This window comes from Bradyrhizobium sp. WSM1743, assembly GCF_000473065.1.
Lineage (GTDB): Bacteria > Pseudomonadota > Alphaproteobacteria > Rhizobiales > Xanthobacteraceae > Bradyrhizobium.
In genome coordinates this window covers 22,667-47,036 of the sequence record NZ_AXAZ01000049.1, presented here as the reverse complement: position 1 = coordinate 47,036, position 24,370 = coordinate 22,667, and the positions used below count along the sequence as shown (strand labels likewise).

Genomic DNA, 24,370 nt, shown 5'->3' with positions numbered 1-24,370 from the left:
GTGCAACTGGGCGATGGTCGCTGTAACAGGTACGAAGAACGGCAATAGACCGCGGCCGCATACGCATCCTCGATGGCGGCTCGTGTCGACCGCGGCGAAGGAGACCGGTCGCGCGGGCCAGCTTGGCGCGTAGGATGGGTCGAGCTCTTGCGAAACCCATCACTCGCTGCTGGATGCCAGGTTGGTACGCTTTCCGCGCGTCCAACCGCATTGAGCTTACCAAACCGGTCGTCGAGGCGGTAGGATCGCCAGCCAAGGCGGCGCTCGTCTTCGGATCGAGCGCCAGCCGGGTTCGGACTGGAGTCGGGAGGGCAAAATGTCATTCCCAATACCCGCCAACGAGGCTGAACGGCTTACTGCGGTTCGCGCGCTCAATCTACTCGATACGGCGCCGGACATCGCCTATGATGAAATAGGTGAGCTGGCGGCACAGATTTGTCAGTGTCCGGTCGCCTATATCAGCTTGATGGATGACGATCGCCTGTGGCTCAAGGCCAAATACGGTTTGCCGCCGGATTTTCACCAGTGCCCACGCGAAATTGCCTTCTGCACGGAGACGGTCTGCGGCACTGAGCTCGTTGTAGCACCCGACCTCAGGCAGGATGCGCGCTTCAGCAGGCTTCCATTTGTCACCGGCGAACCGTACTTCAAATTCTATTGCGGCATGCCGCTTGTCAACACTGAGGGGTACGCGCTCGGGACTCTGTGCGTCATGGATTTCGAACCGCGCCACCTTGCATTCGAACAGGCCGAATCGCTGCGTCGGCTGTCGCATCAGGTAATGGCGCAGCTAGAGCTACGTCGAAGACTGATCGAGCTTGACCGGGCAAATAAGGATCTGGACCAGGCGCGGAAGGACATCGTCGCCGAGAAGGCGCGCGTCGAAGAGCTGCTCATCAATATACTGCCAGCATCGATCGCTGATGAGCTCAGGAAGGATGGCAGAGTCCAGCCGAAATACATCCCCTCGGCCACCATCATCTTCGCCGATTTCAAGGGGTTCACCTTGCTGGCAGAGCGCATCGAGCCAGTCGCTCTGATCGGACTGCTCGACCAATACTTCACCGTTTTTGATGAGATCGTAACACGTCATAAGCTTGAAAAGCTCAAGACGATCGGCGATGCCTACATGGCGGTCGCCGGTGTGCCCGCGGCTGATCGCAGGCATCCAATCGAAGCCTGCCTTGCCGCGCTCGAACTTCAAAGCGCCGTCGCCCGCATGAAGGCTCAACGTGAGAAGATTCGATTGCCCTCGCTTGAGCTGCGCGTCGGCCTGCATACAGGGCCGGTCATTTCCGGCGTGGTCGGCCGACAGAAGTTCACTTTCGATATCTGGGGCGATGCGGTGAATACGGCGGCGCTCATGGAGATGAACGGCGCTCCCGGCCGGATCAATGTCTCGGAGACAGTCGCTGGACACGTGAGATCACTCTTCGATCTTGAGCCGAGAGGTGCCATCGAAACGAAGCACCACCGCGTGCTCGAAATGTTCTTCCTCAACCGCCTGAAACCAGAATTTTCGCGCGATGCCGAGGGGCGGCTGCCAAACGAAAAATTCTTTGCCGAATGTAACCGACGTTTGACCGGCTTTTCCTGCTAGCCCGCTGGATGGGTTGAGCTCTTGCGAAACCCATCACTCGTTGCGATCAGCGCCACTGCGATCCGCCATCGGTGATCGGAGCAATGTTCAAAGGGCCGAGGAGTCGCCGCCGCGAATTGCCGACGATGGATTTCGCAAGAGCTCAACCCATCCTCCGCGCTGGCAGTAGACCCGAACCTCGGTACAGTCTTCCTGACATAGGCCGGAACGGCACCATCTCTGCCAAGTTATCCCACTACCGGAGGCAACTGGAGGAGGTAGACATGCCGGTATTCATACTTTGGGCCATCCCTACGGTGCTCGTCATCGGCGGCGTCAGCTACTATTTTCTTCGCGTAGTTCACTAGTTGAGTATTTCGGCCACGCTCGAATGCTGATGAAGGTTGCCTGTCTCTGACCGGCATTGGCATGCCGGACGCCCTGCGTCCGACGTCATTGCCTGACGTTGGGCGGCCGCGCCAAGCGCCGCTTTGGCCGATCGGCTTTTGCCGATGACGATTTGGATTTAGCACTCCTGCGAATTGCTGCGGCCGATTTGCGGTCGACGCTACGCATCTCCTGCATTTGCTCGGCCGCGATCACGCGGGAGCGCAAATTTTCTAACTCGGAAAGGCCGGAAGCAAGCTCGTCGCAACGCTGTTGCAGCACAGCGGTGTGATCAAAAGTGCCCATTGCACGCCCCCCCAGTCCCGACCGATCGGGAAAACTATGCAGGCGAGAAAATGCGATAGCGAGGGGACAGTTCCTGTGAAAATGCTGCGCCGTTGTCGCAGCGCCGTGCACTGCAAAAATGGCTCAAACGCCCCATGTCGCGAACGCGTAGAAGGGCCAGCCTCACGGGATGCGATCGATAGATCGGGCCATTACCAATGACGGCCCCGACCGCGGGAAAAAACGGCAATCTCTTCTGTTCGCTTTCGGACATTGGCTGTACAGTTCCATTTGCGGGGAACGGGAGCCAGTTACCGATGAAGGACTATCTGGCCCAGCTTGAGAAACTTCGGAAAGATGCGGCCGAATGCGCCCTGATCCGCGATTTGGCAACCGATCCAGCCAAGCGCGAAGTGTTCGATCGGCTTGCGTGCCACCTCACGGTCCTGGCTGACCAGGTTGAAATGGCGATGCTTGAGCGGAAGACCGGGACTGACCCGTCTCGGCCCTAGAAGCGTGCGCCGCTAATCCCGCGGGCCAGGTCAGCGCGGACATCCGACTGATTTTGTGTCTCCAGCTTCGGGGCTGCAGTTGTAGCCCAAATATGAGGGTAGGAACGTTTCGGCCGGCGGTGAGTCCTAAAGGCGCAATCCATCCCGTATTCCTCGTGGATCGAACGGTGGAAAAAGCACTCGCGTATGCCATCTCGGCGGCCCTCGTGGGCTTCGGTCTCTTGATCTTTTTCGCCGGCCTATCCTCCAGCTCGCCCGCCTTATGGACAATCGTCGCGCTGGTCCCGATCACGATCGGGATCGTGAGCGCCTTTGGTCCTGTGTGACTGGATGTGGAAATCAGGCCTTTAGGTCAGCGCGCCTGCATTTTCCGAATCGCCAACTCGTGTTCGCTCTCTCGTAGTTTCAAACTCCTGGTGACGCGCGTGAGCCATTTCGTCTCGATGCTTCTGCTTGCGACGGCCCTGGTCTTGACGTTGTGCTTCGGAGTTGCAGCCTGGCGCCTCTCAGCGGACAAGGAGGCCGACATCACCGCCACGATTTCGCATCAGGAATACGGCTGGAGGTCACGGCTCAACAATTGAAGCCCTTGATTACTGAACCCATCACTCATGCCGCGGAGTGATCGACCAAATTGCCGGCGATGGGTTTCGCAAGGGCTCAACCCATCCTACGCGCTACTCGTCTTCAGCTCTCCGGAGCCGCCGTCGCTGCCGGCACGCTCAGCGGTGCCCCTCCCACCGAAACCGGCCCGACGGGCTTCGGCGGCCGCGCCATCCGTTTGCGCATCGCTGCGGACAGCCCATAGCGGGCATTCGCTCGTCGAATGGAGGACGTGACGTCCGACATCATCACATTCTGCAGCGAGTCGACCTTCGCGATCAGCGTGGACAGCTGCGACGATATCTTCTTCACGTCGACCCGTTCGTCCGTGATGCTCTGCCGCAGGGACAGCAGCACCAATGAATCCTGCTGCAGCAGGGCGGCATTTTGCTGCAAGGCCTGATTGTTCTCCTGCAGCGAAGCCGTGTGTTGCTGCTGGGCCGACTGGATCTCCTTCAAGGCGGCGGCAACCGGATCCGGCTTCGGCGCGGGCGCTTCCTGGCGCGGAAGGAGCTCAGCCAGGCTGCTGACATTCAGCGACGGCAAGCCGGACGGCAACATATAGATGGCCGCGGCGCCATTGATGGCCAAGGCACACACCGAGAGTGCCAAGATCGATTTCCGGCTGGCGCGCTTGATCGGCGCTGGTGCTTCCAGGGCTGCGGGCTCGTGCGCTGCTGCGGCGGCAGCAAGGGCGACCGCATCGAGTTCTTCGGCGAAGGTTGGCGTTTCGAATGTCGTGGTCACGTGCATTGACCCCAGTGAGCGAGCAACAGGAAGCCGCCCCTGGAACGTCCTCGCGACGAATCCTTGTACGCAGCACCCAACTCCAACTGCCTAAAATTGTGAGCATTTCGGATTAATTCCACGTTAGCGGCGGGGCTGGCCGACGGCTCAGCGACCCCGGCCGATTACGGGGGGCGATGCGATGCAGTGACGAAAACAGCCGGGAAGCTACCCTGACTGTGGGCCCCCTGAACACGCCTCGAAACGGATTTTCCGAAGCTGGCAGAATACCCCTGTTTTGCCCGACGGTGCAACCGGATGCGTGCTGGAGCTCCGGCGCCAGAGATGCGGCATGAGCAGTTGGCCCCATCCGGATCATGAGACCAACAGCTGTGTCAGCCCGGAGCAGTGATCGCGACCGACGATGCAGAAGACGTGATGGCAGAAGCACTTAGCTACTGTGCATGGGGTTGTTTTCGCATTTTTTGATGCGCCCTAACCCTCAGCAGCTCGAACCACTCCTCCACCCGCCCGAACCATCCCGCATCGGGCTGTGGTAGAGCGCGACGATCCATTGCGCCGATCCTGTCTCTTCGCCCCTTCACTCGCAGATTACGAACCTGGCTTTATCGGGTTCGGAACGCGTCTGCGCGACACATTCGTTCGTCGCTCGACCTGCGCTTTTGCATCCAGCACCTTGTCTCCAGCTCGTGCAGCTCGCGGTTGCCTGATCTGGTCCGAAAGGCTCGAGCCTCTCCCTGACAGACCCTCTGAACCAACATTGGCGTTTCCTTGAGCCTGTGTTGCCGGCCGGAATCTGTTCTGGAGCGGCGCCGAACCAGTGGCCAATTGATCCTCATTGCTCGTGCCGCTCCCAATCGCGCCGATCGGCAGGCCATTTGGAGCGTGACCAACCCCGGCATTTCTTGCGGCCTGACCTGCCGCCCGCGACCTCGCGGGCGTGGCGGGCTGAACGTTCGGATTGGTCGGTTGGCTGTTGGTGCCCAGATCTCCGCCGGTGGCGGTGTCTTTCGTCCCCATCCCTGGAGGTGCCGAGGGACCCGCATTGCCTGCACTCGTCCCCATTCCAGACGGTGCCGACCCGCCCGCGCTACCCGCCCCCGTTCCCATGCCCGCTCCTGCGGACCCGGCATTTGCGCCGCCTGCCTGCGCCAACAGATACGAGCTTGCGACAATCGCGACTATGACCGCGGGGATGGCATGGGACATCGGACAATCTCCTTCGCCACGCCTCGTTAACCATAATGGTGGAACCGGGTTCCCGCTACGAACTCGCGATTGAAGAAGTCGTACCTTGCTTCCGGTATCCGTTGCCGACGAAGGCGGAGCCCCTCACCCCTCATCGAGCAACTCGAACAATTCCTCCACCCGCTCGAACGGCGCGTCCCGCATCGGGCTGTGATAGATGACGCGATCGCCGTCGCGCTGCAGCGACTTCCCCCGCGACTTCCGCAAGCGTCCGGGCAGGAACGTCACGGCCGCAGCTTCAGGGCCGACGTCCAGCCGGATGATGCCTCTGCGCTTGCACTCGATCCTGAGCTTCGCCGCAGCGAAGAAGTCGCGCGCGACCTTCGGCAAGGGTCCGAAGCGGCGGGAGGTTTCCTCCTCGAGGTCGTCGAGATCGTCCTCGCTGCTGCATCGTGCGGCGCGCGCATAGAGCTCGAGCCGCACCGGCTCGGACTGCACATAGCTCTCGGGCAGCATGTCCCCGACCGGAAGGTTGAGGTCGGGCACCCACACCGCGGCGCGCTCCTCATCGGCCTTCTCCGAGGCCATTTTCAGGAGGTGGCTGTAGAGCACCGGCCCGAACACCTGGACGTGACCCGATTGCTGCTCCGAGAACAGGTCGCCCGCACCTCTGAGATCGAGGTCGCGCTCGCTGATGGCAAAGCCGGCGCCCGGCCGGCTGAATTCCTCGAGCACGGCGAGCCGCTTCTCGGACTGTCCGGACTCCGTCTCGGTCAGGAGATGGGCGAAGGCGCGGATGCCGCCACGGCCGACGCGTCCGCGCAGCTGGTGCAGCTGGGCAAGGCCGAACTTTTCCGGCCAGCAGACCACGATGGTGTTGGCGCGGGGAATGTCGAGGCCGCTCTCCACGATGTTGGTCGCGAGCAGGACGTCGGCTCCGCCCTCGACGAAGCTCATCATGCGATCGTCGATCTCGTCGGCGGGCAGCTTCCCGTGCAGACAGACGATGCGCAGATCCGGCGCCACCGCCTGCACCCGCGCCAGCATCGGATCGAGATCATGGATGCGCGGACAGATCAGAAAGCTCTGGCCGTGGCGGCGCTGCTCGCGCAGCAGTGCGGAGGCGATGGCCGCATCCGATAGCGGCGCGATCCTGGTTGCGACCGGAAGCCGGTGCACCGGGGGCGAAGCGATCACGCTGAGATCGCGGAAGCCGGCAAGGCCGGCGGCGAGTGTCCGCGGGATCGGCGTCGCGCTCATCATCAGCACATGGACGTTCCTGGCGAGGCCTGCGAGCTTGGCCTTCTCGGCCGCGCCAAAATGCTGCTCCTCGTCGATGATGACGAGGCCGAGATCGTCGAACTTGACGTCCTTGCCCGTGAGCGCCTGCGTGCCGATCACGACCTTGATGCGGCCGCTGCGCAGTCCCTCCTTGGTCTCCCGCAGCTCCGCGCCCGAGGTCGCACGCGACAGATTTCCCACCTCGATGCCGAACGGCGCAAAGCGCCTCTGGAACGTGGCGACGTGCTGCCGGGCCAGCACCGTCGTCGGCACCGCGACCGCCACCTGCTTGCCCGACAGCACCACCGCGGCCGCGGCCCGCAGCGCCACCTCGGTCTTGCCAAAGCCGACGTCGCCGCAGATCACCCGGTCCATCGGATGACCGGATGCAAGATCGTCCAGCACGTCGTTGATCGCCTTGGCCTGATCGCTCGTCGTGAAGTAAGGGAAGCGCGCGACGAACTTCTCGTAGGCCGATCCCAGCGGCACCAGCTTTTCGCCGCGCCGCCGGCGGCGCTGGCTGATGTGCCTGGCGAGCACCTTGCCGGCGATCTGGATCTCGCGCTCGGCCTCGCCGCGGCGCGCCCACCATGTGCTGCCGTCCGCCTTGTCGAGCGTCAGCTTGCCGAGCTCGGTTGCGTAAGGCCACATCAAGGCGAGATCGGGCGGCGGCGCCAGAACCGCATTGTCGCCGGCGAACTTCAGGCGGATCATCTCGCGCATCGCGCCGCCGCCGGTGTTGACGGTCTGCAAGCCGTCGAGCACGGCAAGGCCGCGCTGGAGATGGACCACCACCGTGCCCTGCTCGGGCACATCGGCATGGTCGAAGGCCGCGCTCCAGGCGCGCGCCATCGGCTGTGGATGATGCGCGCGGCTGCCGAGCACGTCGGACGCCGTCACCACGACCAGAGGCTTCTTCCCTGGCACGACGAAGCCGGCATCGAGATCGGCCAGCAGCGCCGCCTCGCCGCCCCGCCTGCGCGCCGCCTCGTCCCAGTCCTCGCAGCGCTCCGCCTTGACGCCGCTCATCCGCTCCATCACGCGCAGATCGTCCTCGTGCGCGGCGACGAGGATCAGTCGCGATCCGGCCCGGCGTGTCTCCTCGACAAAGGCCCGCAGCGCCTTCCTTGAGGACGTCAGCTTCGAAAACTCCGGGATGGGCTGAAAGGACGCCGTCCGCGGCAGCACCTTCATGCCCTTGGAGAGCTGCTTCCAGTCGCGCCGTCCGAGGTATTCACGCTCACGCTCCGCCCGGCCTGCGGCTTCCTCGATCGTATCCAGCCATCCGTCGGCGTGCAGCGGGACCCCGGCGTCCGCGATCCACTTCGCGCTCCCGCAATAGTCGAATAGGCTCGCGCGCTTGCCGCGTTTGCCGGCAAGGCCGAGCCGCTCCGACATCGGATCGACGAGCAGCTCCCTGGTCTCGAAGACGATCCTGTGCTCATGCGGGTCGAACGCCACGATCCGTTTGATCGCATGCTGCGAATGCTCGATCCGGAACGGCCCCAGCGCGCCCGCGGGGAATATCTCGAAGGTCTGCCCGTGGAACAGCGCCCCGCCTGGATAGTCCGGTTCATCGTCGAGATCGTATCCCAGGGTCTCGAGGCGAGTCTCGAGGTCCCGCTCGGAGAACGTGCCGCCCACCTTCAGGCTCAGGCTCAGGCGCGACAGGCTCGCTGGCGGCGGCAGGCGCTCCATCACGGCTTCCGCCGTCGACACCAGAAACAGGGGTCTCTTGGATTTTGCGAGGCGCCTCAGCACGGAGGCTCTGCGCCCCGCGAGCTCGTGCGACGGCTCGAGCTGATCGAACGGCAAAGTGTTCAATCGCGGAAACACCAGCACCTCGCAGGATGGGTCGAGCGCGTGAATGACGCTGCCCAGCCGCTCCGCCCTGTTCTCGTTCTCGGCGAGAAAGACGATGCCGCTGCGTCCGGACTGCTTCCATTGTGCAAGCAGATGGAGAGCCATCATGCCGAGGGGCGACGAAGACGAGATCGTGGCGCGCTGCGATCCTTTGCTCTTCTTCGGCGCCTTCTTGGCCGCCCCTGCCTTTTTGGAAAGCCTCACTTGAACCCGTTTCTGGTCTTGAACCGTCGCAAACTGAATGCGAGCCGCCTTCATCTCGAATCGGCAACTCGCCGCCATGCATATGGGATTTGCCTCGTGAACGCACCCCTCGCGGGTAACGTCCGGGGACGCCATCGCGATCCCCCGCGGTTTGGCCCAAATGCGGCCCGTGCTCTCGATGCGACGGTCAATGCGATCGAGCGCTCGACGCAGTAGTAGGCACGAAAAAGCCCCAGCGCTTGGAGCCACGCTGGGGCGTTCGTTCAAAATGAAGCGGTTAAACAATGACGTCATCATAGCAGCGGTTTCACCGCGCGCTTGTGAACTGGTTCACACGCGTACACCAAACGACCTCAGTGCGAAGGCCCTGAGGTCGCCAACCTTTGTGGGGAAGGTTTTCTCACGGCCCGGGGGCTTTTGGGGTTGGGGACTGGGCCGGGAGCCAAGAATCTACGCGCGAGGCGCAGAGTCGTTCCAAGCAGGTGGGCGGGAAGTCTGCCGGCGCGGTCGGCGCAATATCGGTTCCGATCTATCAGGAATGCGGTACCGCATCCCTCCGGTTTGGGTTTGCGCAAGCAGCGCGCTAGGATGCCTCCTTTGACGGAGGCTGATTTGAAACCATTCATTTTCATCGGCGCCATCGCGCTGCTTGCGACGGTCCCCGCCCACGCACAGACGCTGGTCGATCCCAACAAGGTTGCTCCCGAATATCGCGAGGCGGCCGAGAAGCGCCGGGCCGAGCAGTTGCGCCAGCGTGAATGCGCCCTGAAGGCGGACCTCGAGAAGGTGCTGCCCAGGGATCGCACTGCCTTTCTCAACCACTGCCTGGAAACGATGGCGGCCAGGCAATAGCGGCTGGCTGTCTGTTCCAACCGGCGCCTTCCGCCGCCGGCCGCGACCGGATCGACCGGATGGTGGTGGTTGGCCGCGCGCGTTCTGCCAGCATCCAGCCACGAAGGCATTCAAGCTTTCTTCAGACATTTGGGATCAGCTGACGTTCCATTTTCAAAGCCATCGTTGTCCGCGCATGAGTTCGGTCCAGATTCAGTGCACGCGGTGCAAGAACGTGTTTCGCGATCGCGCCGGGCGGTTGCAGGACGGCTATTCCAGACAATGTCCGAGTTGCGAAGTGGTGCTGTTCTTCGCCGAGGACTCCCAACATCCCTTCATCAAGCGCGCAATGCGCAATGCACGCAAGGTCCGCAAGGAGATGCGGGAGCTTGAGACCGCGAAGCTTGCTGCACCCGAACCGCAGTTGGCGCAGCCGAGGAGATTCGCCGGACGGACGCGATCGGCGGAGCGGGAGGACTAGCTCAGCTCCGCCGCCGCTTCCTCGGAAACAGGCGGTCGCGGATGTAGCGCGAGGTCGGCGTCAGGCGGATGCCGCGGGGCTTGTGCCAGGCGGCGCGGTCGATCTCCTTCTTGTCGCCGATCGCCAGCCTGCCCTTGGCGGACTTGGTGATGAAGATCGCGTCACTCATCTTGCGGCCGGAGCGCTTGTTCCTCGCCTTCACTTCCTTCCAAAGGCTGATCCTGCCGAGCTTCAGCTTGGGCAGCTCCTCCTTGATCTCCCGCCGCAGGCAGTCCTTCTCCGACTCGCGCGCACGCTTGCGCCCGCCCGGGAACATCCAGAGGCCATCCGACCGGCGCCTGACCAACAATACCTTGCCGCGCCTGGCGGCAACCAGCTTGGAAGACTTCGCCATTGCTGCCGTCGTCGAAAACAGAATCAAGCCAATCGTAACTTGTCTAGTCGAACAGACAAGTTCGCGGCACGCCTTGATCATAGGACGCCAGCCAAGGGGCCTGGCGCGGCACGGCCGGCAGACCGCGCCATTCGGGGTGCGAGGTCAGCCCTTCCCCGCCTCCGCCCGATCCTCGGTCCTGATCCAGGCCATCATCAGCTCCCAGGCCACCGACAGGACGATCGGGCCGATGAACAGGCCGACGATGCCGTGGGCCAGCGTGCCGCCGATCACGCCGACGAAGATCACGATGGTCGGGGTGGTCAGGCCGCGCCCCATGACGAGCGGCTTCAACATGGTGTCGATGAAACCGACGACGACGAGAAACACGGTGAGGAGCAGCGCCGTGGTGACGTCCTTGGCGGTCCATATCCAGATGATCACCGGCAGCAGCACGAGGAAAGCACCGATCTGCACGATCGAGAGCAGCAGCACGATGAAGGCGAGAAGGCCCGCGCTCGGCACCGAAGCGAGCTTGAAGCCGATGCCGGCGAGCAGCGCCTGCACGATCGCGACGCCGATCACGCCCTGCGCCACGGCGCGAATGGTCGCACCCGCAAGCGACAGGAAATGCTCGCTCTGCTCCGGCACGATGCGAAACAGGAAGCTGCGGCCGGCCGCGACCAGCCGCGGCCCATGCGGAAACAGGAAGCCGGCGACGAACACGGAGACGAGAAACTGGAGCGTGCCAAGGCCGGCGTCGCCTGCGAGCGAAAGCAGCGGGCCTGCCAGCGGCTGGAGATACGGCGCCACTTCGCGCACCACCGCCCGAACGTTGTTATAGGCTTGGTCCCAGAGCTCGTAGAGCCAGGGGCCGACGAGCGGCCAGGACTTGAGCTGCTCCGGCGCCGATTGCAGCGCGAGATCGCCGGTGCCGAGCTGGTGTGCCAGCTCGCGCACGCCGTCCACCGCACTGATGCCGAGCCAGGTCGCCGGACCAATGACGATGCCCAGCGTGATCAGGGTCAGGATCGCTGCTGCGGTCTTGGGCCGGCCGCCGAGAATCTTGGCAACCCAGCTGAACGCCGGATAGAACGCAACCGCCAGCACGCCGCTCCAGGCCAGGATCGGCACGAACGGGCGGATGATCAGGAAGGTCCAGATGATCAGCAGGGCGAGCAGGCCGAGCCGGATCACGAGCTGGATGACGTCCTCTCCCGTCAGGAGCTGACGGAGGCTTTTCACGGGCACAGCTTTCCTTGCGGCATGAACGCAATTTCCGGCGCTTGCGAGGTCCAGCCGTTATTGCCAGCAACGCATCCTGCGTCAAGGCGACTGGAACTGACCATGCTCCCGATTGGGAACAGATCGGGGCCATTGGGTGCAGATGCTCATCGACCGGGACATTCGAACAGTCGAAACGGCGGCTGATCTGGATGGGCGGGCGGATGGTCTGCGCTCCTGCCCAGCTTGGCTAATGCCCGTTAACCGGATTTCCCCTCGCCAGTTTACCCCGCTGCAAACGCGGATGACTACTGTGGATCGGGGTCACCGAAACACCTTCTGGGCCATGGCCAACAGCATCTGGACGATCGAAGAGTTCACCTGTGCGGGTTGCGGCATGAACTACACCGCGACCAGAGAGGAGCACAGCGAGGCCCATACCGGCAGCTTCAAATGCGGCGTCTGTAGCGGCGTCGTGCACGCCTGGTCCGGCAAGCATCACTTCTTCGGCTGGCAAGCCGTGAAGACGAGGCCGCCTGTGTTCGGCAGGCGCTGGGCGGGAGTCGAGTGGTAAGCTGTCCGCGGCGTCGCAGGATCGGCCGAATTGCACCGGCGCCGTTTGGACTCCGTTCACCGATCGCCGTTAGATCAGGGCGGATCCTTCGCGCCGAACAGCAAATATGGCCGACCTCAACGCCGTCCTGACCAGGCTCAACGACCGTCTGCTCCGCCTCGAGGGCGAGCTGTTCGTGCTGCGCTCGCTGGCGCGCGCGACGCTGACGGCGGGCGACGACCATGCAGCACGCATGCGCAAGCTGGTCGAAGCCGCAAAGGTCGCGCTTGACGACGAAGCCAAGCGCCCTCTGGATAAGCCGACCCGCAAATATGTCGATGCAGCCACCGCACTGGTGGAGGAATTGCTGGTCGAGCCGACGCCGGCGCGGCCGCTGTTCACGGTGATTGACGGCGGCCGGCGCGACTGAGCGCGCCCGCTTCGCACGGCGATCGATTATCGCCCGTACAGTCCGGGCGCGCGTGCGCTGTTCGGATAGCACTGTCCCTGCGAATAATTGTAGTCGTAGCCGTCCGGACAGAGCCCGCCGCGTCGTCCGTAATATTGGGGACGCCCGTAAGCGCCCGGCGCGTGCGCATCATTCGGATAGCACTGGCCGGTCGAGTAATTGTAGTCGTATCCGTGCGGACACAGGCCGCCACCGCGCCCATAGCCTGGTCCGACCCCAGTGTAGACACCCGGCGCGTGATACTCGTTGGGATAGCAGCGGCCGTTCGAGTGGTTGAAATCATAGCCGTGCGGACATTGTCCGCCCGGACCACCTCTGAACTGAACTTGCTCCACCATAGGCGCCGGCGTTGCCGCGGGCACGGTTGCGAACGCAAGCAGGCCAGCCAGCGCAAGCTCGATCATGACGTCTCCTCCAAATCACGGGGACAAGCCTATCAGGAAAGCCTATCAGGATTCGTGTCCCACGAAACGACCTGACGATTGAGACACGGCCGGCCTGAACCGTGCATGAACCGGGCTCGGACTGCGACGATGCGTCGGCCCCCAAGTCTCGCGCAACGGCGCAGACAATCTAGATCGTCGTGGAGTTCTCCGCCTTGAGCCGGCTGAGCCCCGCCTCGATGATCGCGATCTCCTCGTCGATCTGGCCGATCGGCAGGCTGAAATCGTAGCCGGACCTGCTCTTCAGATCGACCGCGAGCCGCTGCCTGTGCATCATCAGCTGGTCGAGTCCACGGCGGTTCTTCAGACGCACATAGGCGTCGACGATCTGCTCGATTGCACTCGGCATGAAAATCCGTCCGGCGAAAAGGCCCGGCGGCGCACCCACGCCGGCGGACGTTTTCGTGTCGCGGTACGCAATACAAATCCGCGACAGATTCGTCGATACGCCAAGCTGGTTGAGATCGTGTTGCCGCCCGATGATGTCGTGATGCGTGGCGCGAAAAGGCCGCCGGCGATCACGCCAGCGGCCAAAGCCGGGTTCGAAAACGGATGCGGTTGAAATGTCGCCAGCCCCGGTTGGCGCACATTATCAGCCGATCAGGGGCATCTCCGTTACAAACGAAACACAGGAACCGCTCATCGGCCGCTTTCCGTCCGACCGTGGCGGCGCGGCAACGCTAAAGCGCGATGGGCTCAGGAAGAAGCGCTATCGCGCTTTGGGTTATTGTTTGAGCATGATCTTTTCGGAAAACCGCTGCGCACTTTTCCGGATCATGCTCTAGTCGGTGACGCAGAAATAGGTGCGCGGCAATCGGCGATAGGCGCCGTAGCGGTAATATGGCCGGTAGGCGTAGCCGCGATAGAGCGCCGGCGGTTCCTCGCCGTAATAGGCGCGATGATAGAAATTGATCACCGGCCCCTGGGCGCAACGATAGGCGTCCCAGGCCGGCCCCACCAACGGCGCGACGCCGGTTTCGGGCGGGACTGCCGGGTACGGGCCACCAGCATGGGCCGAAGTAACCGCCATCAGTGTCGCGAGAACGACAAGCCGGACGCTGCGCATGCGCTCACTCCCGAGCCGGTGCAATACCCGCAAGGAAGCACCGGAGCGATCGTCTGCGCAATCCCAGAGTTCGCCGCAGCCGCCGCGCGGCGCATTGTTGATAACCCACGCAAACGCCGCGCGGATGGTGACAGGGCGTACGGACGTGTTATCGGGGGATGACGCAGTTGCGAGACGGATCGGACCCCCATGCGCATTACCCTCGTCGGCTCCCGCCATTTCGGCGTGACCACCCTGAACATGCTGCGGGAGCACAGCGTCGCGGTCGTCCGGGTCGTGGTGGCCGATGCCGAGGATCGCCTCGCCGCGACAGCCAGGGCCGCCGGCATCGAGGTCGTGGTCCAGGCCAATCCGAAACTGGTGGTGGCGTCCGAGATTGGCCCCGACACCGATCTGATCATCACCGCGCACAGCCATGCCCGAATCGGCAGGGACGCGCTCGCCTCCGCCAAGTTCGGCGGGATCGGCTATCACCCCTCGCTGCTGCCGCGCCATCGCGGCAAGGCCGCGGTGGAATGGACCATCAAGGAAGGCGATCCGATCGCCGGCGGCACGATCTACCATCTCGCCGACCGCATGGACGCCGGCGCGATCGCCGCCCAGGACTGGTGCTTCGTCAAGAAGGGCGAGACCGCACGGGAGCTTTGGGAGCGCGCGCTGGCGCCGCTCGGGCTCAAGCTGCTCGCCGATGTGATCGACTACATCAAGGTGCACAAGGCGCTGCCCGCCAAGATTCAGGACGAGCAGTTCGCCACCTCCGCGCCGAGCCTTTCCTGAACCAGCTTTTCCTGAGCCAGCCTTCCCTGAGTCGCCCTGACGTTTACCCTTAATGTGAAGGGGCCTTGATTCCACTTCGGAATTTGGGACCAAAAGCGCAAATAAACCTTTGTTCCCACAGGAACAATTTTCGCTTTGGCATTGCAACAAATTTCCGTCACATTTCGTCCGAATAACCGTCAGCATATCAGACACATTCAAGGACGAATTCATGCGTTTTGGTCGCATTGCGGTGTTCTGTGCCGCCTCAGTTTTCGCCGGCACCCTCGCCGTCCCCGCCTTTGCCCAGAGCCCCTATGACGGCAACTGGCACGTCACCATCGTGACCAAGAGCGGTTCGTGCGAACCGACCGCGAGCTCCATGCTGACGGTTGCCGATGGCAAGATCACCGCGCCCGGTGCTAACGTTTCCGGCACCATCGGCAGTGGGGGACTTGTGAAAGTTTCGATCAATGGTGCATATGCCAACGGTCAACTCAACGGCAACGCCGGATCGGGGAAGTGGAATGGAGCATCTGCAGGCATACCGTGCAGCGGGCGGTGGGAAGCATCGCGCCAATAAGCCAACTGAGACTCGCGCTAGAAGCCGGCGGCTGCTGATCGCGGCCGCCGTTTTGTTTGGGACGGGTATCGCCCACACCGAAAGCAAAGCTCAGTCAGGCCCGTTTGGCCCGATGGCAGGCACCTGGAGCGGCGGCGGCACCGTCAGCCTCGAGGACGGATCGACGGAGCGCATCCGTTGCCGGGCCAAGTATGCTCCCATCGGGCCCACAATGGAAATGACGCTGACCTGTGCCAGCGACGCCTACAAGTTCATCCTCTCCGCCAACGTTCAGTCGGCGGGCAATGCCATTTCGGGAAGCTGGTCCGAGTCCAGCCGCAACATCTCTGGCTCGCTCCAGGGCCGCGGTGGCGGCGGAAACTTTGAGGTGGTCGCCTCCGCCGCAGGCTTCAACGCCAATATCGCGCTGAGGACGAGCGGCAACAAGCAGACCGTCACGATGCGCGCGGACAGCCAGTTCCGTGGCGCCAGCATCTCGATGACGCGCTAAGGCGAACCGTTGTTACGACAATCGAGCGGGCGGCTTCGCCGGGTCGACTTTTTATGCGTCCGGCACGAACGCCGTGACCTCGATCTCGACCTTGGCCCGGTCGTCGACGAGGCCACCGATATAGAGCAGCGTCGAGGGCGGGAAATTGCGTCCGAGCGTTTCCTTCCAGGCCGCACCAATCCCTGGTCCAGCCGCTTCATATTCGCTGCGGCTGGTCAGGTACCAGGTCAGGCGGACGATGTGCTCGGGGCTGGCGCCGGCCTCGCCCAGGAGCTTGATGATCCGCTTCAGCGCGGTCGCGACCTGCGCGGCCATATCGGGCGCGTAATTGCCAGCCTCGTCGCCGCCGGTTTGGCCGGCCAGAACCACCCACCGGCCCGCCCCCTCGACCACGGCGCCATGGGAAAAGCCGCGCGGTTTTTTCCACTCGGCCGGCTGCAAGATATGCATGAGCGAAGCTCTCCCGATCTTCTCGTTGTTTAGAGATGCCTAGCACGACACGCTGCATCGCTGCATCCGCAGATTTGACCGTTGCAAATGCCGGCGATGTCGCCGATACCGGCCGTCCTTCAGGTTTCCATCCTCCGGCATTCTGCCCCCGATGAGCGCGACACCGTCCAAAACGATGGCTGCACTGTGGATGGCCGGCTGGCTGTCACTGATGCTGGTCATGGCGGTCGCCGGGCGTGAGACCACGCGCGAGCTGAATGTTTTTCAGATCATGGAAGTGAGGTCGCTGGTCGGCTTCCTGTTGCTCTCGCCGATCATCTACCGCGCCGGCGGCTTGAAGGTGCTCAAGACATCGCGCCTACCGCAGCATGTCGGGCGCAATTTAGTGCACTATATTGCCCAGCTCGGCTGGTTCTTCGCGCTGACGCTGATCCCGATCGGCCAGGTCGTGGCGATCGAGTTCACCATGCCGATCTGGACGGCCATCCTCGCGGCAAGCTTCCTGTCCGAACAAATGACGCCCTGGAAGATCGCCGCCATCGTGCTGGGACTCGTCGGGGTGATCGTCATCGTCCGACCTGCGACCGGGGAGATCAATCCGGGGCAGCTCATCGCGCTCGGGGCCGCCATGGGATTCGGCGTCTCGATGGCGCTGGTGAAATCGCTGACCCGCACTGAAAGCGCGCTCTCGATCCTGTTCTGGATGCTGGTGGTGCAGTCGGTCGCAGGCTTCGTGCCGACGCTGTTCGTCTGGACCTGGCCATCGCTCTATGCCTGGGCCTGGGTCGGCGTGATCGCCGTCTGCGGCACATTCTCACACTATTGCCTCGCCAGCGCGATGCGCTACGCCGACGCGACGATCGTCGTTCCGATGGACTTCCTGCGGGTTCCACTGACCGCGACTGCCGGCTGGCTGCTGTATTCCGAGCGGCTCGACGCCTGGACCGTGCTCGGTGCGGCACTGATCCTTTTCGGCAATCTCCTCAATTTGAAGCCCGCTTCGCCGGTTCCCGCCCGCGCGCAGTGAACCTCGCGCCGCCTCGGGCGACAAAACAAAGTGGCCGTGTGATTTGGATCACGTTGGAGGGGCTCTCCATCGTGCACATTCGGCCACACAGCAGCGGGTTGACGCACCGGACTGCCGTTTTGGTGGCGCGAAGTCGGGCACTTCGTGTAGGTTCGTTGCCAATTTGTTGCTGCCTGCAATTCGATTCTGGGGATTTCAGAATGCGCTATCTCACCCTCCTCGCCTCGCTGATGTGCATGGCGCTGTCGATCAGTGCCGCCAAGGCTGACCGCCGCGTTGCCTTCGTTGTCGGCAACGGCTCCTACAAGAACGTCGCGCAATTGCCGAACCCGCCGATCGACGCCAAGGCGATGGCATCCACGCTGCGCAATGTCGGCTTCGAGGTGATCGAAGGCTCCAATCTCTCCCGCGACCAGATGACGGAAAAGCTGCTCGACTTCGGCCGCAAGGCGCAGGGTTCCGATATCGCGCTGTTCTATTATGCCGGCCACGGCATCGCCGTCAGCGGTACCAACTACCTGCTTCCCGTCGATGCCGACATCAAGTCGGAGATGGACGTCAAGCTGGGCGCTGCCATCAACATCGACCTGACGCTCGAGCAGACCATGGGCGATGCCAAGGTCAAGCTCGTCTTCCTCGATGCCTGCCGCGACAATCCGTTCGCCGCCAAGATCAAGTCGAACGCGGCGACCCGCAGCGTCAACGTCCAGAGCGGTCTCGCCGAGATGAAGTCCGGCGAAGGCACGCTGATCGCGTTCGCCACCGGTCCTGGCCAGACCGCGCTCGACGGCCAGGAGGGCAACAACAGCCCGTTTACCCGCGCACTGATCGACAACATCACCAAGCCTGGCGTCGAGATTCAGCAGGCGATGACGGCGGTGCGCGCCCAGGTCAATGAAGAGACGCGCAAAGGCCAACTGCCTTGGGGGCACACCAACCTGACGGGCTCCGTCTATCTCAATCAGGCCCCGACCACCCAGGTCGCCAACGCAGCCCCGACCGCTTCCGGCGTCGTGCCGGCGGCGACCGGGAGCTCGGACGGTGTCGAGCTCGAATACTGGCGCTCGGTGAAGGAGTCCAACAAGCCGGAGGAGCTCAACGCCTATCTCTCCGCCTATCCGAACGGTCAGTTCAAGGCACTGGCGCTGGCACGCCTCGCGGCGATCAAGAGCGGCCCCTCGACCGCGACCCGCACGCTCAACGCTGGCGTCGATCCTGCGACCTTCACCGACGAGGCCACCCAGCTCACCGAGGACCAGATCGGCCTCGATAAGACCGGGCGCCGCGACGTGCAGCGCCGCCTCACCGGCCTCGGCTTTGACACCAAGCAGACCGGCGTGTTCAGCGACGAGACCCGCACGGTGATCAAGCGCTGGCAGGCCGCGCGCGGCTATCCGTCGTCAGGCTACCTCAACAAGCATCAGCACAAGGCCCTGCTTTCGGAGGTCGTGGCTGCTCCGCCCGTTGCGAGCGACAACAGCCAGAAGGCGGCCCGGCGCGCCGCCAGCGCCCCCGCACCAAGCAGCGCGCCCGCGCCGGCTCCCCAACAGCGCAGCAGCCCCGGCGATGCTGCCGGTGCGGCCTTCGTTGGCGGTGTCGTCGGCGGCATGATGGGCGGCATGTTCCGCCGCTGAGGCAAGGCCCGTCGCTCAAGCAAAAGCCCGGCTCACGCAAAAGCCCGGCTCACGCCGGGTTTTTTCTTTCTGACAAGAAGAAGGACAGTGCTGCCGCTCACCCCGTCATTGCGAGCGTAGCGGAGCAATCCAGAATCCCCCGGCGGTGGCAGCCTGGATTGCTTCGCTTCGCTCGCAATGACGAGGTTGGGATACAGATGCGAGCACAGGAGCGTCCCAGCCTGAGGACCGATCGCTTACTTCCCGGCCGCCTTGCGCAGCGCCTCGTTGATACGGTCCTGCCAGCCGGGACCGCCCTCCTGGAAGAACTCCAGCACGTCCTGGTCGATGCGCAGCGTGACCTGCTCCTTGATGCCAGGAACGGCGTTCTGTTTGGGGGGCGCCGCGGCGACCTTCGCCGTCACCTTCTTGAACGCCGCCTCGGCTTCCGTTCTGGCATCGCCAAGCGTACGCGGCCGCCTCGGTTGATCCGCCATGTCCTAGATTCCCTCGAACAGAGCCGTCGAAAGATACCGCTCGGAGAAGGACGGCACCACCGCTAAGATGGTCTTTCCCGCAGCTTCCGGGCGTTTGCCGATTTGCAGCGCGGCCGCGATCGCCGCGCCCGAGGAGATGCCGCCCGGAATGCCTTCATGCCGCGCCAGCGCGCGCGAGATCTCGATCGCCGTCGTCGAGTTGATCTTCACGATCTCGTCGATCACGGAGCGGTCGAGGATGTCGGGGACGAAGCCGGCGCCGATGCCCTGGATCTTGTGCGGGGTATGCTGCCCCCCGGACAGCACCGGGCTCTCCTCAGGCTCGACCGCCACCACACGCAGCGAGGCCTTGCGCGGCTTGAGCACCTGGCCGACGCCGGTGATCGTACCGCCGGTGCCGACACCGGCCACGAAGAAATCGATGTTGCCGCCGGTGTCGTTCCAGATCTCCTCCGCGGTGGTGCGGCGGTGCACTTCGGGATTTGCGAGGTTCTTGAACTGCTGCGGCATCACCGAGTTCGGCGTCGTCCTCAACAGCTCCTCGGCGGCCGCTATCGCGCCCTTCATGCCTTGCGCTGCCGGCGTCAGCACCAGCTCGGCGCCGAGAAAAGCCAGCATCTTGCGTCGCTCGATCGACATTGACTCCGGCATCACCAGCTTGAGCCGATAGCCGCGCGAAGCCGCTACGAAGGCGAGCGCAATGCCGGTATTGCCGGAGGTCGGCTCGATCAGCACGGTGTCGGGCTTGACGATGCCCGCCTTCTCCATGGCGATGATCATGGCCGCTCCGATGCGGTCCTTCACGCTTGCTGCAGGATTGAAATATTCAAGTTTTGCCAAAATGGTCGCGTTCACGTCGTGCATGCCGGGCAGCCGGCGCAAGCGCACGATGGGCGTGTTGCCGAAGGCATCGACGATCGAGTCATAGATCCGGCCGCGGCCGAGTTGGTGCGCTGCACCCGTGGTGGACGATGCGTCCATGATGAACTCCCTGTGGCGACGATCTGCAGTCGCGACCATTCTCGCAGTTACGGACAGCTTGCGGCGACACGCAAGCGACAATGCGGCACATGTTAAATACGCTGCATTGCAAAATCACGTGAGCGGCAAAGATCAGAAAACCAACGCATTTGTGTTGCGACCTCGTCAACTGATTCTGCTTATGTTAGACTTACGTCTCAAAGCAGGGAGGTCACCACGATGTCAGCAGTTGCTGAAGTGATGTCGACCGTCGCGACCAACCGCGATCCGCGTTGCAGCGAATTGCCCACCTGCCCTGTCTGCGCCGACTCCATGGTCGCCGCCGAAGCATCCGCCTACGTCTCGGACCACATGATCAGCTATCTCTGGACCTGCGATAATTGCGGCTACGGCTTCGTGACCAAGCACGCCGTCAAGCATCGCTTCACCTGCAACTGATCTAGTGTGGAGCGATGTCGCCCCTCGCCCAGTCCTCGCGCGTGCGCTGATAGAACTCGTCGAACTTTCCGTGTGCGATCGCGTCCCTGATGCCCTGCATCAGGGACTGGTAGTAAGCGATATTGATTTCGGACAGCAGCATCGCTCCCAGCGTCTCGCCCGCCTTGACGAGATGGTGCAGATAGGCGCGCGCGTAGTTGCGCGCCGACGGCCACGAGCTCTCCTCATCGAGCGGACGCGGATCGTCGGCGTGGCGCGCATTGCGCAAATTCACCTGACCGAAGCGCGTGAACGCGACGCCGTGCCGGCCATTGCGGGTCGGCATCACGCAATCGAACATGTCGATGCCGCGCTTCACCGCTTCGAGGATGTCGTCGGGCGTGCCGACCCCCATGAGGTAGCGCGGCCGCTCTCGCGGCAGCAACGGCGCGGTCTCATCGATCATCGCCAGCATCACCGCCTGCGGCTCGCCGACGGCAAGGCCGCCGATCGCATAGCCGTGGAAGCCGATCGCGACCAGGCCTGTAGCACTCACATGACGAAGCTGCGGCACGTCGCCGCCCTGCACGATGCCGAACAGCATGTAGCCGTCCGGGGCGCTCGCGAAGGCGCGCTTGCTTCTCTCCGCCCAGCGCAGCGACAAATGCATGGCGCGCTCGATGTCGGCGCGCTCGGCAGGCAGCCGCACGCATTCGTCCATCTGCATGGCGATGTCGGAGCCGAGCAAACGCTGCACCTCGATCGAGCGCTCCGGCGACAGCTCGACCTTGGCGCCGTCGATATGCGAGCGGAACGTAACGGCGTTCTCGCTGACTTTGCGCAGATCCGACAGCGACATCACCTGGAAGCCCCCGGAATCCGTCAGCATCGGCCCGTTCCAGCCGGTGAACCGCTGCAGGCCGCCGAGCGCCGCGATCCGCTCGGCGCTCGGACGCAGCATCAGGTGGTAGGTGTTGCCGAGCACGATGTCGGCGCCGGCATCGCGCACCTCGCGCCAGTGCATGCCCTTCATGGCACCGGCGGTGCCGACCGGCATGAAGGCCGGCGTCCGCACCACGCCGTGCGGGGTGGTCAGCCGCCCGGTGCGCGCGGCGCCATCGGTGGCGAGCAACTCAAAGTGATTGGGAAGGTCATTGTCGGGATTCATGGCGGTGCTTATTGCGTGTCGGAGGGGGCCGATCAACCCGCCAGGCCGCGCTCCGGCCGGTTTGTGCTTCAGACTGGGACACCAAGCAGCGCGAGGAAGGTGCTCGTCCCCCCTTGATAAACAAAACGATACAGTGTAGTTTCGTCTTGGGGCTGGACGAGATGCCGCGGCGAATTTGCCGGCGGCGGTAGACGCGTGATCGCCAGCCAACGACAATGCCGTATCCTTCGTGTTCGACCGACGCATCCGTCTCCTCGCGTGATCGGATCAGGCAGAGAGGTGTCGGCCTGGTCGAATTGCTGGTCCTGATCTGCAGCTTGGCGCTCGGCGCCTGCACCTCCCTGCCCCGCACGCCCTACACGGCCGCTGAAGCCAGCGTCTCGCGCGTGCTGGATATCGACGGCCTCCGGCGCTACGCCGACGAGCCCGTCACGAAATTCAGCTTCGAGAAGGACACCGGTACCGCGACGAAAACCTATCTGGCGCTCTCCGGCGGCGGCGCCGATGGCGCCTATGGCGTCGGCGTGCTCAACGGCTGGACCGCGGCCAGAACCCGTCCGACCTTCTCGGTCGTCTCGGGCGTCAGCACCGGGGGCCTGATCGCGCCCTTCGCGTTTCTCGGCTCGCAATATGACGATACGCTGAAGGAGGTCTACACCAGCGGCATCGCGGAGAGCCTCCTGAACGATCCCAGCATCATGCGCGTGCTGTTCGGATCCGGCCTGTTCGGCAACACGCGCCTGCGCGAGCTGGTCGCACGCTATGTCGGTCCGGAAATAATGGCGCAGGTCGCGCGCGAGCACGCGAAGGGGCGGAAGCTATTGGTGGTGACGACCGATCTCGACACCCAGCGCACCGCGATCTGGGACATGGGCAAGATCGCCGCAGTCGGAACGCCCGAGGCCCTAAAACTGTTTCGCGACGTGATGGCGGCCTCCGCCAGCATTCCGCTGGTGTTTCCGCCGATCATGATCGACGCCGAAGGCCAGGGCCGCAAGTTTCAGGAGATGCATGTCGACGGCGGCGTGACGGCGCCGGTGCTGACCTTGCCGGAAGCCCTGTTGTTCCAGAACGGCCGTCTGCCCGGCAATGCGAGGATGGACATCTACATCCTCGTCAACAAGAAGATCGAACGCAACTTCGAACTCGTCTCCAACGGCACCATCGACGTTGCCTCACGCAGCCTGTCGGCGATCACCCAATCGCAGACGCGCTCGATCATCTTCTCGACCTACGATTTCGCCAAGCGCAACCGACTGGGCTTCCATCTCTCCTACATCGCGCGCGATTACCCCGCCCCGCCCTCGGAAGGGTTCGATACCGCCTATATGCGGGCGCTGTATCAGTACGGATACGAGAAGGCTGCATCCGGGCAGGCCTGGACCTCGACGCTTCCGTGAGCCGGCACGAGGGAACGAGGTCGTATCGAGACCGTTGACGATACGGCCAATTCGGCCAGATTCGCGATGACGCCCCGGTTGCTGCGCGTTATAGAGCAAAGACGACCGCCAGAAACGCGCAGGAATCATTGGGCATGGGATTGACTGCGACCAGGACAAGACCGGCAGCGCCACGGCGCGAGGTGCCGAAATCGCGCGGCGGCCGGCCAACGAAGTCAGCCGCGATCGAGCGCGACCAGCGGCTGATCGAGGTCGCCACGCGCCTCTTCCTGGACCGCGGCTTTGACGCGACCTCGCTCGATGCGGTCGCGGAAGCGGCGCGGGTGAGCAAGCCCACGGTCTATTCCCGCTATGGCGACAAGCGCGGGCTGTTTGCGGCGGTGCTGAGGCGCGAGATCGCACGCTGGCTTGCGCCGCTCTCCGCGGCGGCGGAGACACAGCTCTCCAGCGCCTCGAACATCTCGGTCGAGCAGCGGCTGGTCGAGATCGGACGCGAGATGCTGACCTTCACCTGCGGTCCCGACGCCGTCGCTTTCAGCCGCATAATGACGTCGCAGGCCATCAACTTCCCCGATGTCGCCAAGCTCGGCAAGGAGGAAGGCTGGCTCAAGGCCGTCGCCACCACCGCGCGCTTCTTCGACCATCTGGTGGCGCAAGGTGCGCTCGATGTCGAAGATACCACCATTGCAGCCGAGGTGTTCCTCGACGTCGTCGTCGGTCACACCCACCGCATGGCGACGTTCGGAACGGCGCTGGAGCTGAAGGCCGCCGAAAAGCGCATGCGCGCGGCGATCAAGCTGTTCCTGGCCGGCGCGCTGGGGCCAGCCGACCGCGTCCAGGACGCCCCCAAACTCACGCCGCGGCGCCGCTCCTCCCGCTGACAATTCCGTGAGCTCGCG

The 24,370-nt window shown here is 63.6% G+C and carries 29 protein-coding genes; 17 read left to right on the top strand and 12 right to left on the bottom strand.

The annotated features are described in order from the left end of the window. The first annotated feature begins 316 nt into the window (after nt 1–316). A complete protein-coding gene (locus YU9_RS42465; protein ID WP_084299056.1) occupies nt 317–1,600 on the top strand; it encodes an adenylate/guanylate cyclase domain-containing protein in 1,284 nt (427 codons plus the stop codon). Between the two features lie 432 nt (nt 1,601–2,032). Here the strand turns inward: YU9_RS42465 and YU9_RS48110 are convergent, their stop codons facing one another. Beyond that, on the bottom strand, nt 2,033–2,272 hold the full coding sequence (locus tag YU9_RS48110; protein ID WP_156952117.1) for a hypothetical protein: 240 nt from the start codon (nt 2,270–2,272) through the stop codon (nt 2,033–2,035). A 296-nt stretch (nt 2,273–2,568) separates the two neighbouring features. Between YU9_RS48110 and YU9_RS0125725 the strand changes: the two genes are divergently transcribed. The 3 genes from YU9_RS0125725 to YU9_RS50150 all read left to right on the top strand — a co-directional run bounded on the left by YU9_RS0125725 (nt 2,569) and on the right by YU9_RS50150 (nt 3,347). Beyond that, a complete protein-coding gene (locus YU9_RS0125725; protein ID WP_027575385.1) occupies nt 2,569–2,763 on the top strand; it encodes a hypothetical protein in 195 nt (64 codons plus the stop codon). Between the two features lie 167 nt (nt 2,764–2,930). Then, nucleotides 2,931–3,089: a hypothetical protein gene (locus tag YU9_RS49205; protein WP_164936882.1), complete on the top strand. Its 159-nt coding sequence runs from the start codon at nt 2,931–2,933 to the stop codon at nt 3,087–3,089. Nucleotides 3,090–3,188: 99 nt separating this feature from the next. Then, entirely contained in the window at nt 3,189–3,347 is a 159-nt protein-coding gene (locus YU9_RS50150) for a hypothetical protein (RefSeq protein WP_245266525.1), read from the top strand. Nucleotides 3,348–3,450: 103 nt separating this feature from the next. Here the strand turns inward: YU9_RS50150 and YU9_RS0125710 are convergent, their stop codons facing one another. Further along, the gene (locus YU9_RS0125710; protein ID WP_027575384.1) at nt 3,451–4,119 is read right to left on the bottom strand and encodes a hypothetical protein; all 669 of its coding nucleotides are present in this window, start codon (nt 4,117–4,119) and stop codon (nt 3,451–3,453) included. A gap of 1,326 nt (nt 4,120–5,445) precedes the next feature. Continuing rightward, complete coding sequence (locus YU9_RS0125705) at nt 5,446–8,553, bottom strand: DEAD/DEAH box helicase (protein ID WP_027575383.1); 3,108 nt, start codon at nt 8,551–8,553, stop codon at nt 5,446–5,448. 708 nt (nt 8,554–9,261) lie between these two features. On the opposite strand from YU9_RS0125705, the gene YU9_RS0125700 reads away from it, so the two are divergent. Then, nucleotides 9,262–9,501 (top strand): hypothetical protein, encoded by a 240-nt coding sequence (locus tag YU9_RS0125700; protein ID WP_027575382.1) that lies wholly within the window; start codon nt 9,262–9,264, stop codon nt 9,499–9,501. Between the two features lie 175 nt (nt 9,502–9,676). Continuing rightward, the gene (locus tag YU9_RS0125695) at nt 9,677–9,961 is read left to right on the top strand and encodes a hypothetical protein (RefSeq protein ID WP_027575381.1); all 285 of its coding nucleotides are present in this window, start codon (nt 9,677–9,679) and stop codon (nt 9,959–9,961) included. A 1-nt stretch (nt 9,962) separates the two neighbouring features. Here YU9_RS0125695 and YU9_RS0125690 read toward each other — a convergent pair whose 3' ends face one another. Together YU9_RS0125690 and YU9_RS0125685 are read right to left on the bottom strand one after the other, a co-directional pair. Next, on the bottom strand, nt 9,963–10,355 hold the full coding sequence (locus YU9_RS0125690; protein ID WP_027575380.1) for an NUDIX hydrolase: 393 nt from the start codon (nt 10,353–10,355) through the stop codon (nt 9,963–9,965). A gap of 144 nt (nt 10,356–10,499) precedes the next feature. Next, on the bottom strand, nt 10,500–11,579 hold the full coding sequence (locus YU9_RS0125685; RefSeq protein WP_371259197.1) for an AI-2E family transporter: 1,080 nt from the start codon (nt 11,577–11,579) through the stop codon (nt 10,500–10,502). A gap of 325 nt (nt 11,580–11,904) precedes the next feature. Between YU9_RS0125685 and YU9_RS0125680 the strand changes: the two genes are divergently transcribed. Then, a complete protein-coding gene (locus tag YU9_RS0125680; RefSeq protein ID WP_027575378.1) occupies nt 11,905–12,132 on the top strand; it encodes a hypothetical protein in 228 nt (75 codons plus the stop codon). Nucleotides 12,133–12,238: 106 nt separating this feature from the next. After that, entirely contained in the window at nt 12,239–12,541 is a 303-nt protein-coding gene (locus YU9_RS0125675) for a hypothetical protein (protein WP_027575377.1), read from the top strand. 26 nt (nt 12,542–12,567) lie between these two features. On the opposite strand, the gene YU9_RS0125670 is transcribed toward YU9_RS0125675, so the two are convergent. After that, nucleotides 12,568–12,984, bottom strand: coding sequence for a hypothetical protein (locus YU9_RS0125670; protein ID WP_027575376.1), 417 nt, complete (start codon nt 12,982–12,984; stop codon nt 12,568–12,570). Nucleotides 12,985–13,153: 169 nt separating this feature from the next. Then, nucleotides 13,154–13,372 carry a hypothetical protein gene (locus YU9_RS0125665; protein WP_027575375.1) on the bottom strand — a complete coding sequence of 73 codons (219 nt, stop codon included), beginning with the start codon at nt 13,370–13,372 and terminating at the stop codon, nt 13,154–13,156. A 214-nt stretch (nt 13,373–13,586) separates the two neighbouring features. Here YU9_RS0125665 and YU9_RS0125660 point away from each other — a divergent pair, with 214 nt between their 5' ends. Then, nucleotides 13,587–13,808, top strand: a complete 222-nt coding sequence (locus YU9_RS0125660) for a hypothetical protein (protein ID WP_027575374.1) — start codon at nt 13,587–13,589, stop codon at nt 13,806–13,808. Here the strand turns inward: YU9_RS0125660 and YU9_RS0125655 are convergent. Further along, nucleotides 13,805–14,089: a hypothetical protein gene (locus YU9_RS0125655; protein WP_027575373.1), complete on the bottom strand. Its 285-nt coding sequence runs from the start codon at nt 14,087–14,089 to the stop codon at nt 13,805–13,807. The two genes, YU9_RS0125660 and YU9_RS0125655, sit on opposite strands and share 4 nt — an antisense overlap. 189 nt (nt 14,090–14,278) lie before the next feature. Between YU9_RS0125655 and YU9_RS0125650 the strand changes: the two genes are divergently transcribed. From YU9_RS0125650 to YU9_RS0125640, 3 genes are all read left to right on the top strand, one after another. Beyond that, nucleotides 14,279–14,866: a formyltransferase family protein gene (locus YU9_RS0125650; protein WP_027575372.1), complete on the top strand. Its 588-nt coding sequence runs from the start codon at nt 14,279–14,281 to the stop codon at nt 14,864–14,866. A gap of 211 nt (nt 14,867–15,077) precedes the next feature. After that, nucleotides 15,078–15,428 carry a hypothetical protein gene (locus tag YU9_RS0125645; protein WP_027575371.1) on the top strand — a complete coding sequence of 117 codons (351 nt, stop codon included), beginning with the start codon at nt 15,078–15,080 and terminating at the stop codon, nt 15,426–15,428. Further along, a complete protein-coding gene (locus tag YU9_RS0125640) occupies nt 15,373–15,918 on the top strand; it encodes a hypothetical protein (protein ID WP_027575370.1) in 546 nt (181 codons plus the stop codon). The genes YU9_RS0125645 and YU9_RS0125640 overlap by 56 nt, the downstream gene beginning before the upstream one ends. A 51-nt stretch (nt 15,919–15,969) precedes the next feature. Here YU9_RS0125640 and YU9_RS0125635 read toward each other — a convergent pair whose 3' ends face one another. Next, entirely contained in the window at nt 15,970–16,368 is a 399-nt protein-coding gene (locus YU9_RS0125635; protein WP_027575369.1) for a RidA family protein, read from the bottom strand. A 151-nt stretch (nt 16,369–16,519) separates the two neighbouring features. Here YU9_RS0125635 and YU9_RS0125630 point away from each other — a divergent pair, with 151 nt between their 5' ends. Together YU9_RS0125630 and YU9_RS0125625 are read left to right on the top strand one after the other, a co-directional pair. Then, the gene (locus tag YU9_RS0125630) at nt 16,520–17,395 is read left to right on the top strand and encodes a DMT family transporter (protein ID WP_027575368.1); all 876 of its coding nucleotides are present in this window, start codon (nt 16,520–16,522) and stop codon (nt 17,393–17,395) included. Between the two features lie 200 nt (nt 17,396–17,595). Continuing rightward, nucleotides 17,596–19,029, top strand: a complete 1,434-nt coding sequence (locus YU9_RS0125625) for a caspase family protein (RefSeq protein ID WP_027575367.1) — start codon at nt 17,596–17,598, stop codon at nt 19,027–19,029. A gap of 236 nt (nt 19,030–19,265) precedes the next feature. On the opposite strand, the gene YU9_RS0125620 is transcribed toward YU9_RS0125625, so the two are convergent. Together YU9_RS0125620 and cysK are read right to left on the bottom strand one after the other, a co-directional pair. Beyond that, on the bottom strand, nt 19,266–19,505 hold the full coding sequence (locus tag YU9_RS0125620; RefSeq protein WP_027575366.1) for a BrnA antitoxin family protein: 240 nt from the start codon (nt 19,503–19,505) through the stop codon (nt 19,266–19,268). Between the two features lie 3 nt (nt 19,506–19,508). Beyond that, nucleotides 19,509–20,486 (bottom strand): cysteine synthase A, encoded by a 978-nt coding sequence (cysK, locus tag YU9_RS0125615; RefSeq protein WP_027575365.1) that lies wholly within the window; start codon nt 20,484–20,486, stop codon nt 19,509–19,511. A gap of 219 nt (nt 20,487–20,705) precedes the next feature. Here cysK and YU9_RS0125610 point away from each other — a divergent pair, with 219 nt between their 5' ends. After that, nucleotides 20,706–20,924 carry a hypothetical protein gene (locus YU9_RS0125610; RefSeq protein WP_027575364.1) on the top strand — a complete coding sequence of 73 codons (219 nt, stop codon included), beginning with the start codon at nt 20,706–20,708 and terminating at the stop codon, nt 20,922–20,924. A 1-nt stretch (nt 20,925) separates the two neighbouring features. On the opposite strand, the gene tgt is transcribed toward YU9_RS0125610, so the two are convergent. Next, nucleotides 20,926–22,071, bottom strand: coding sequence for a tRNA guanosine(34) transglycosylase Tgt (tgt, locus tag YU9_RS0125605; protein WP_027575363.1), 1,146 nt, complete (start codon nt 22,069–22,071; stop codon nt 20,926–20,928). Nucleotides 22,072–22,286: 215 nt separating this feature from the next. On the opposite strand from tgt, the gene YU9_RS0125600 reads away from it, so the two are divergent. After that, nucleotides 22,287–23,471: a patatin-like phospholipase family protein gene (locus tag YU9_RS0125600; RefSeq protein WP_027575362.1), complete on the top strand. Its 1,185-nt coding sequence runs from the start codon at nt 22,287–22,289 to the stop codon at nt 23,469–23,471. A gap of 134 nt (nt 23,472–23,605) precedes the next feature. Next, nucleotides 23,606–24,352: a TetR/AcrR family transcriptional regulator gene (locus YU9_RS0125595; RefSeq protein WP_027575361.1), complete on the top strand. Its 747-nt coding sequence runs from the start codon at nt 23,606–23,608 to the stop codon at nt 24,350–24,352. The last annotated feature ends 18 nt before the right edge of the window (nt 24,353–24,370 follow it).

Bases quoted from the DNA above. Each gene is read 5' to 3' on its own strand.
- YU9_RS42465 (WP_084299056.1), top strand. From the start codon at position 317: ATGTCATTCCCAATACCCGCCAACGAGGCTGAACGGCTTACTGCGGTT.
- YU9_RS48110 (WP_156952117.1), bottom strand. From the start codon at position 2,272: ATGGGCACTTTTGATCACACCGCTGTGCTGCAACAGCGTTGCGACGAG.
- YU9_RS0125725 (WP_027575385.1), top strand. From the start codon at position 2,569: ATGAAGGACTATCTGGCCCAGCTTGAGAAACTTCGGAAAGATGCGGCC.
- YU9_RS0125710 (WP_027575384.1), bottom strand. From the start codon at position 4,119: ATGCACGTGACCACGACATTCGAAACGCCAACCTTCGCCGAAGAACTC.
- YU9_RS0125705 (WP_027575383.1), bottom strand. From the start codon at position 8,553: ATGATGGCTCTCCATCTGCTTGCACAATGGAAGCAGTCCGGACGCAGC.
- YU9_RS0125695 (WP_027575381.1), top strand. From the start codon at position 9,677: ATGAGTTCGGTCCAGATTCAGTGCACGCGGTGCAAGAACGTGTTTCGC.
- YU9_RS0125690 (WP_027575380.1), bottom strand. From the start codon at position 10,355: ATGGCGAAGTCTTCCAAGCTGGTTGCCGCCAGGCGCGGCAAGGTATTG.
- YU9_RS0125680 (WP_027575378.1), top strand. From the start codon at position 11,905: ATGGCCAACAGCATCTGGACGATCGAAGAGTTCACCTGTGCGGGTTGC.
- YU9_RS0125675 (WP_027575377.1), top strand. From the start codon at position 12,239: ATGGCCGACCTCAACGCCGTCCTGACCAGGCTCAACGACCGTCTGCTC.
- YU9_RS0125670 (WP_027575376.1), bottom strand. From the start codon at position 12,984: ATGATCGAGCTTGCGCTGGCTGGCCTGCTTGCGTTCGCAACCGTGCCC.
- YU9_RS0125665 (WP_027575375.1), bottom strand. From the start codon at position 13,372: ATGCCGAGTGCAATCGAGCAGATCGTCGACGCCTATGTGCGTCTGAAG.
- YU9_RS0125660 (WP_027575374.1), top strand. From the start codon at position 13,587: ATGTCGCCAGCCCCGGTTGGCGCACATTATCAGCCGATCAGGGGCATC.
- YU9_RS0125655 (WP_027575373.1), bottom strand. From the start codon at position 14,089: ATGCGCAGCGTCCGGCTTGTCGTTCTCGCGACACTGATGGCGGTTACT.
- YU9_RS0125650 (WP_027575372.1), top strand. From the start codon at position 14,279: ATGCGCATTACCCTCGTCGGCTCCCGCCATTTCGGCGTGACCACCCTG.
- YU9_RS0125645 (WP_027575371.1), top strand. From the start codon at position 15,078: ATGCGTTTTGGTCGCATTGCGGTGTTCTGTGCCGCCTCAGTTTTCGCC.
- YU9_RS0125640 (WP_027575370.1), top strand. From the start codon at position 15,373: ATGGAGCATCTGCAGGCATACCGTGCAGCGGGCGGTGGGAAGCATCGC.
- YU9_RS0125635 (WP_027575369.1), bottom strand. From the start codon at position 16,368: ATGCATATCTTGCAGCCGGCCGAGTGGAAAAAACCGCGCGGCTTTTCC.
- YU9_RS0125630 (WP_027575368.1), top strand. From the start codon at position 16,520: ATGAGCGCGACACCGTCCAAAACGATGGCTGCACTGTGGATGGCCGGC.
- YU9_RS0125625 (WP_027575367.1), top strand. From the start codon at position 17,596: ATGCGCTATCTCACCCTCCTCGCCTCGCTGATGTGCATGGCGCTGTCG.
- YU9_RS0125620 (WP_027575366.1), bottom strand. From the start codon at position 19,505: ATGGCGGATCAACCGAGGCGGCCGCGTACGCTTGGCGATGCCAGAACG.
- cysK (WP_027575365.1), bottom strand. From the start codon at position 20,486: ATGGACGCATCGTCCACCACGGGTGCAGCGCACCAACTCGGCCGCGGC.
- YU9_RS0125610 (WP_027575364.1), top strand. From the start codon at position 20,706: ATGTCAGCAGTTGCTGAAGTGATGTCGACCGTCGCGACCAACCGCGAT.
- tgt (WP_027575363.1), bottom strand. From the start codon at position 22,071: ATGAATCCCGACAATGACCTTCCCAATCACTTTGAGTTGCTCGCCACC.
- YU9_RS0125600 (WP_027575362.1), top strand. From the start codon at position 22,287: ATGCCGTATCCTTCGTGTTCGACCGACGCATCCGTCTCCTCGCGTGAT.
- YU9_RS0125595 (WP_027575361.1), top strand. From the start codon at position 23,606: ATGGGATTGACTGCGACCAGGACAAGACCGGCAGCGCCACGGCGCGAG.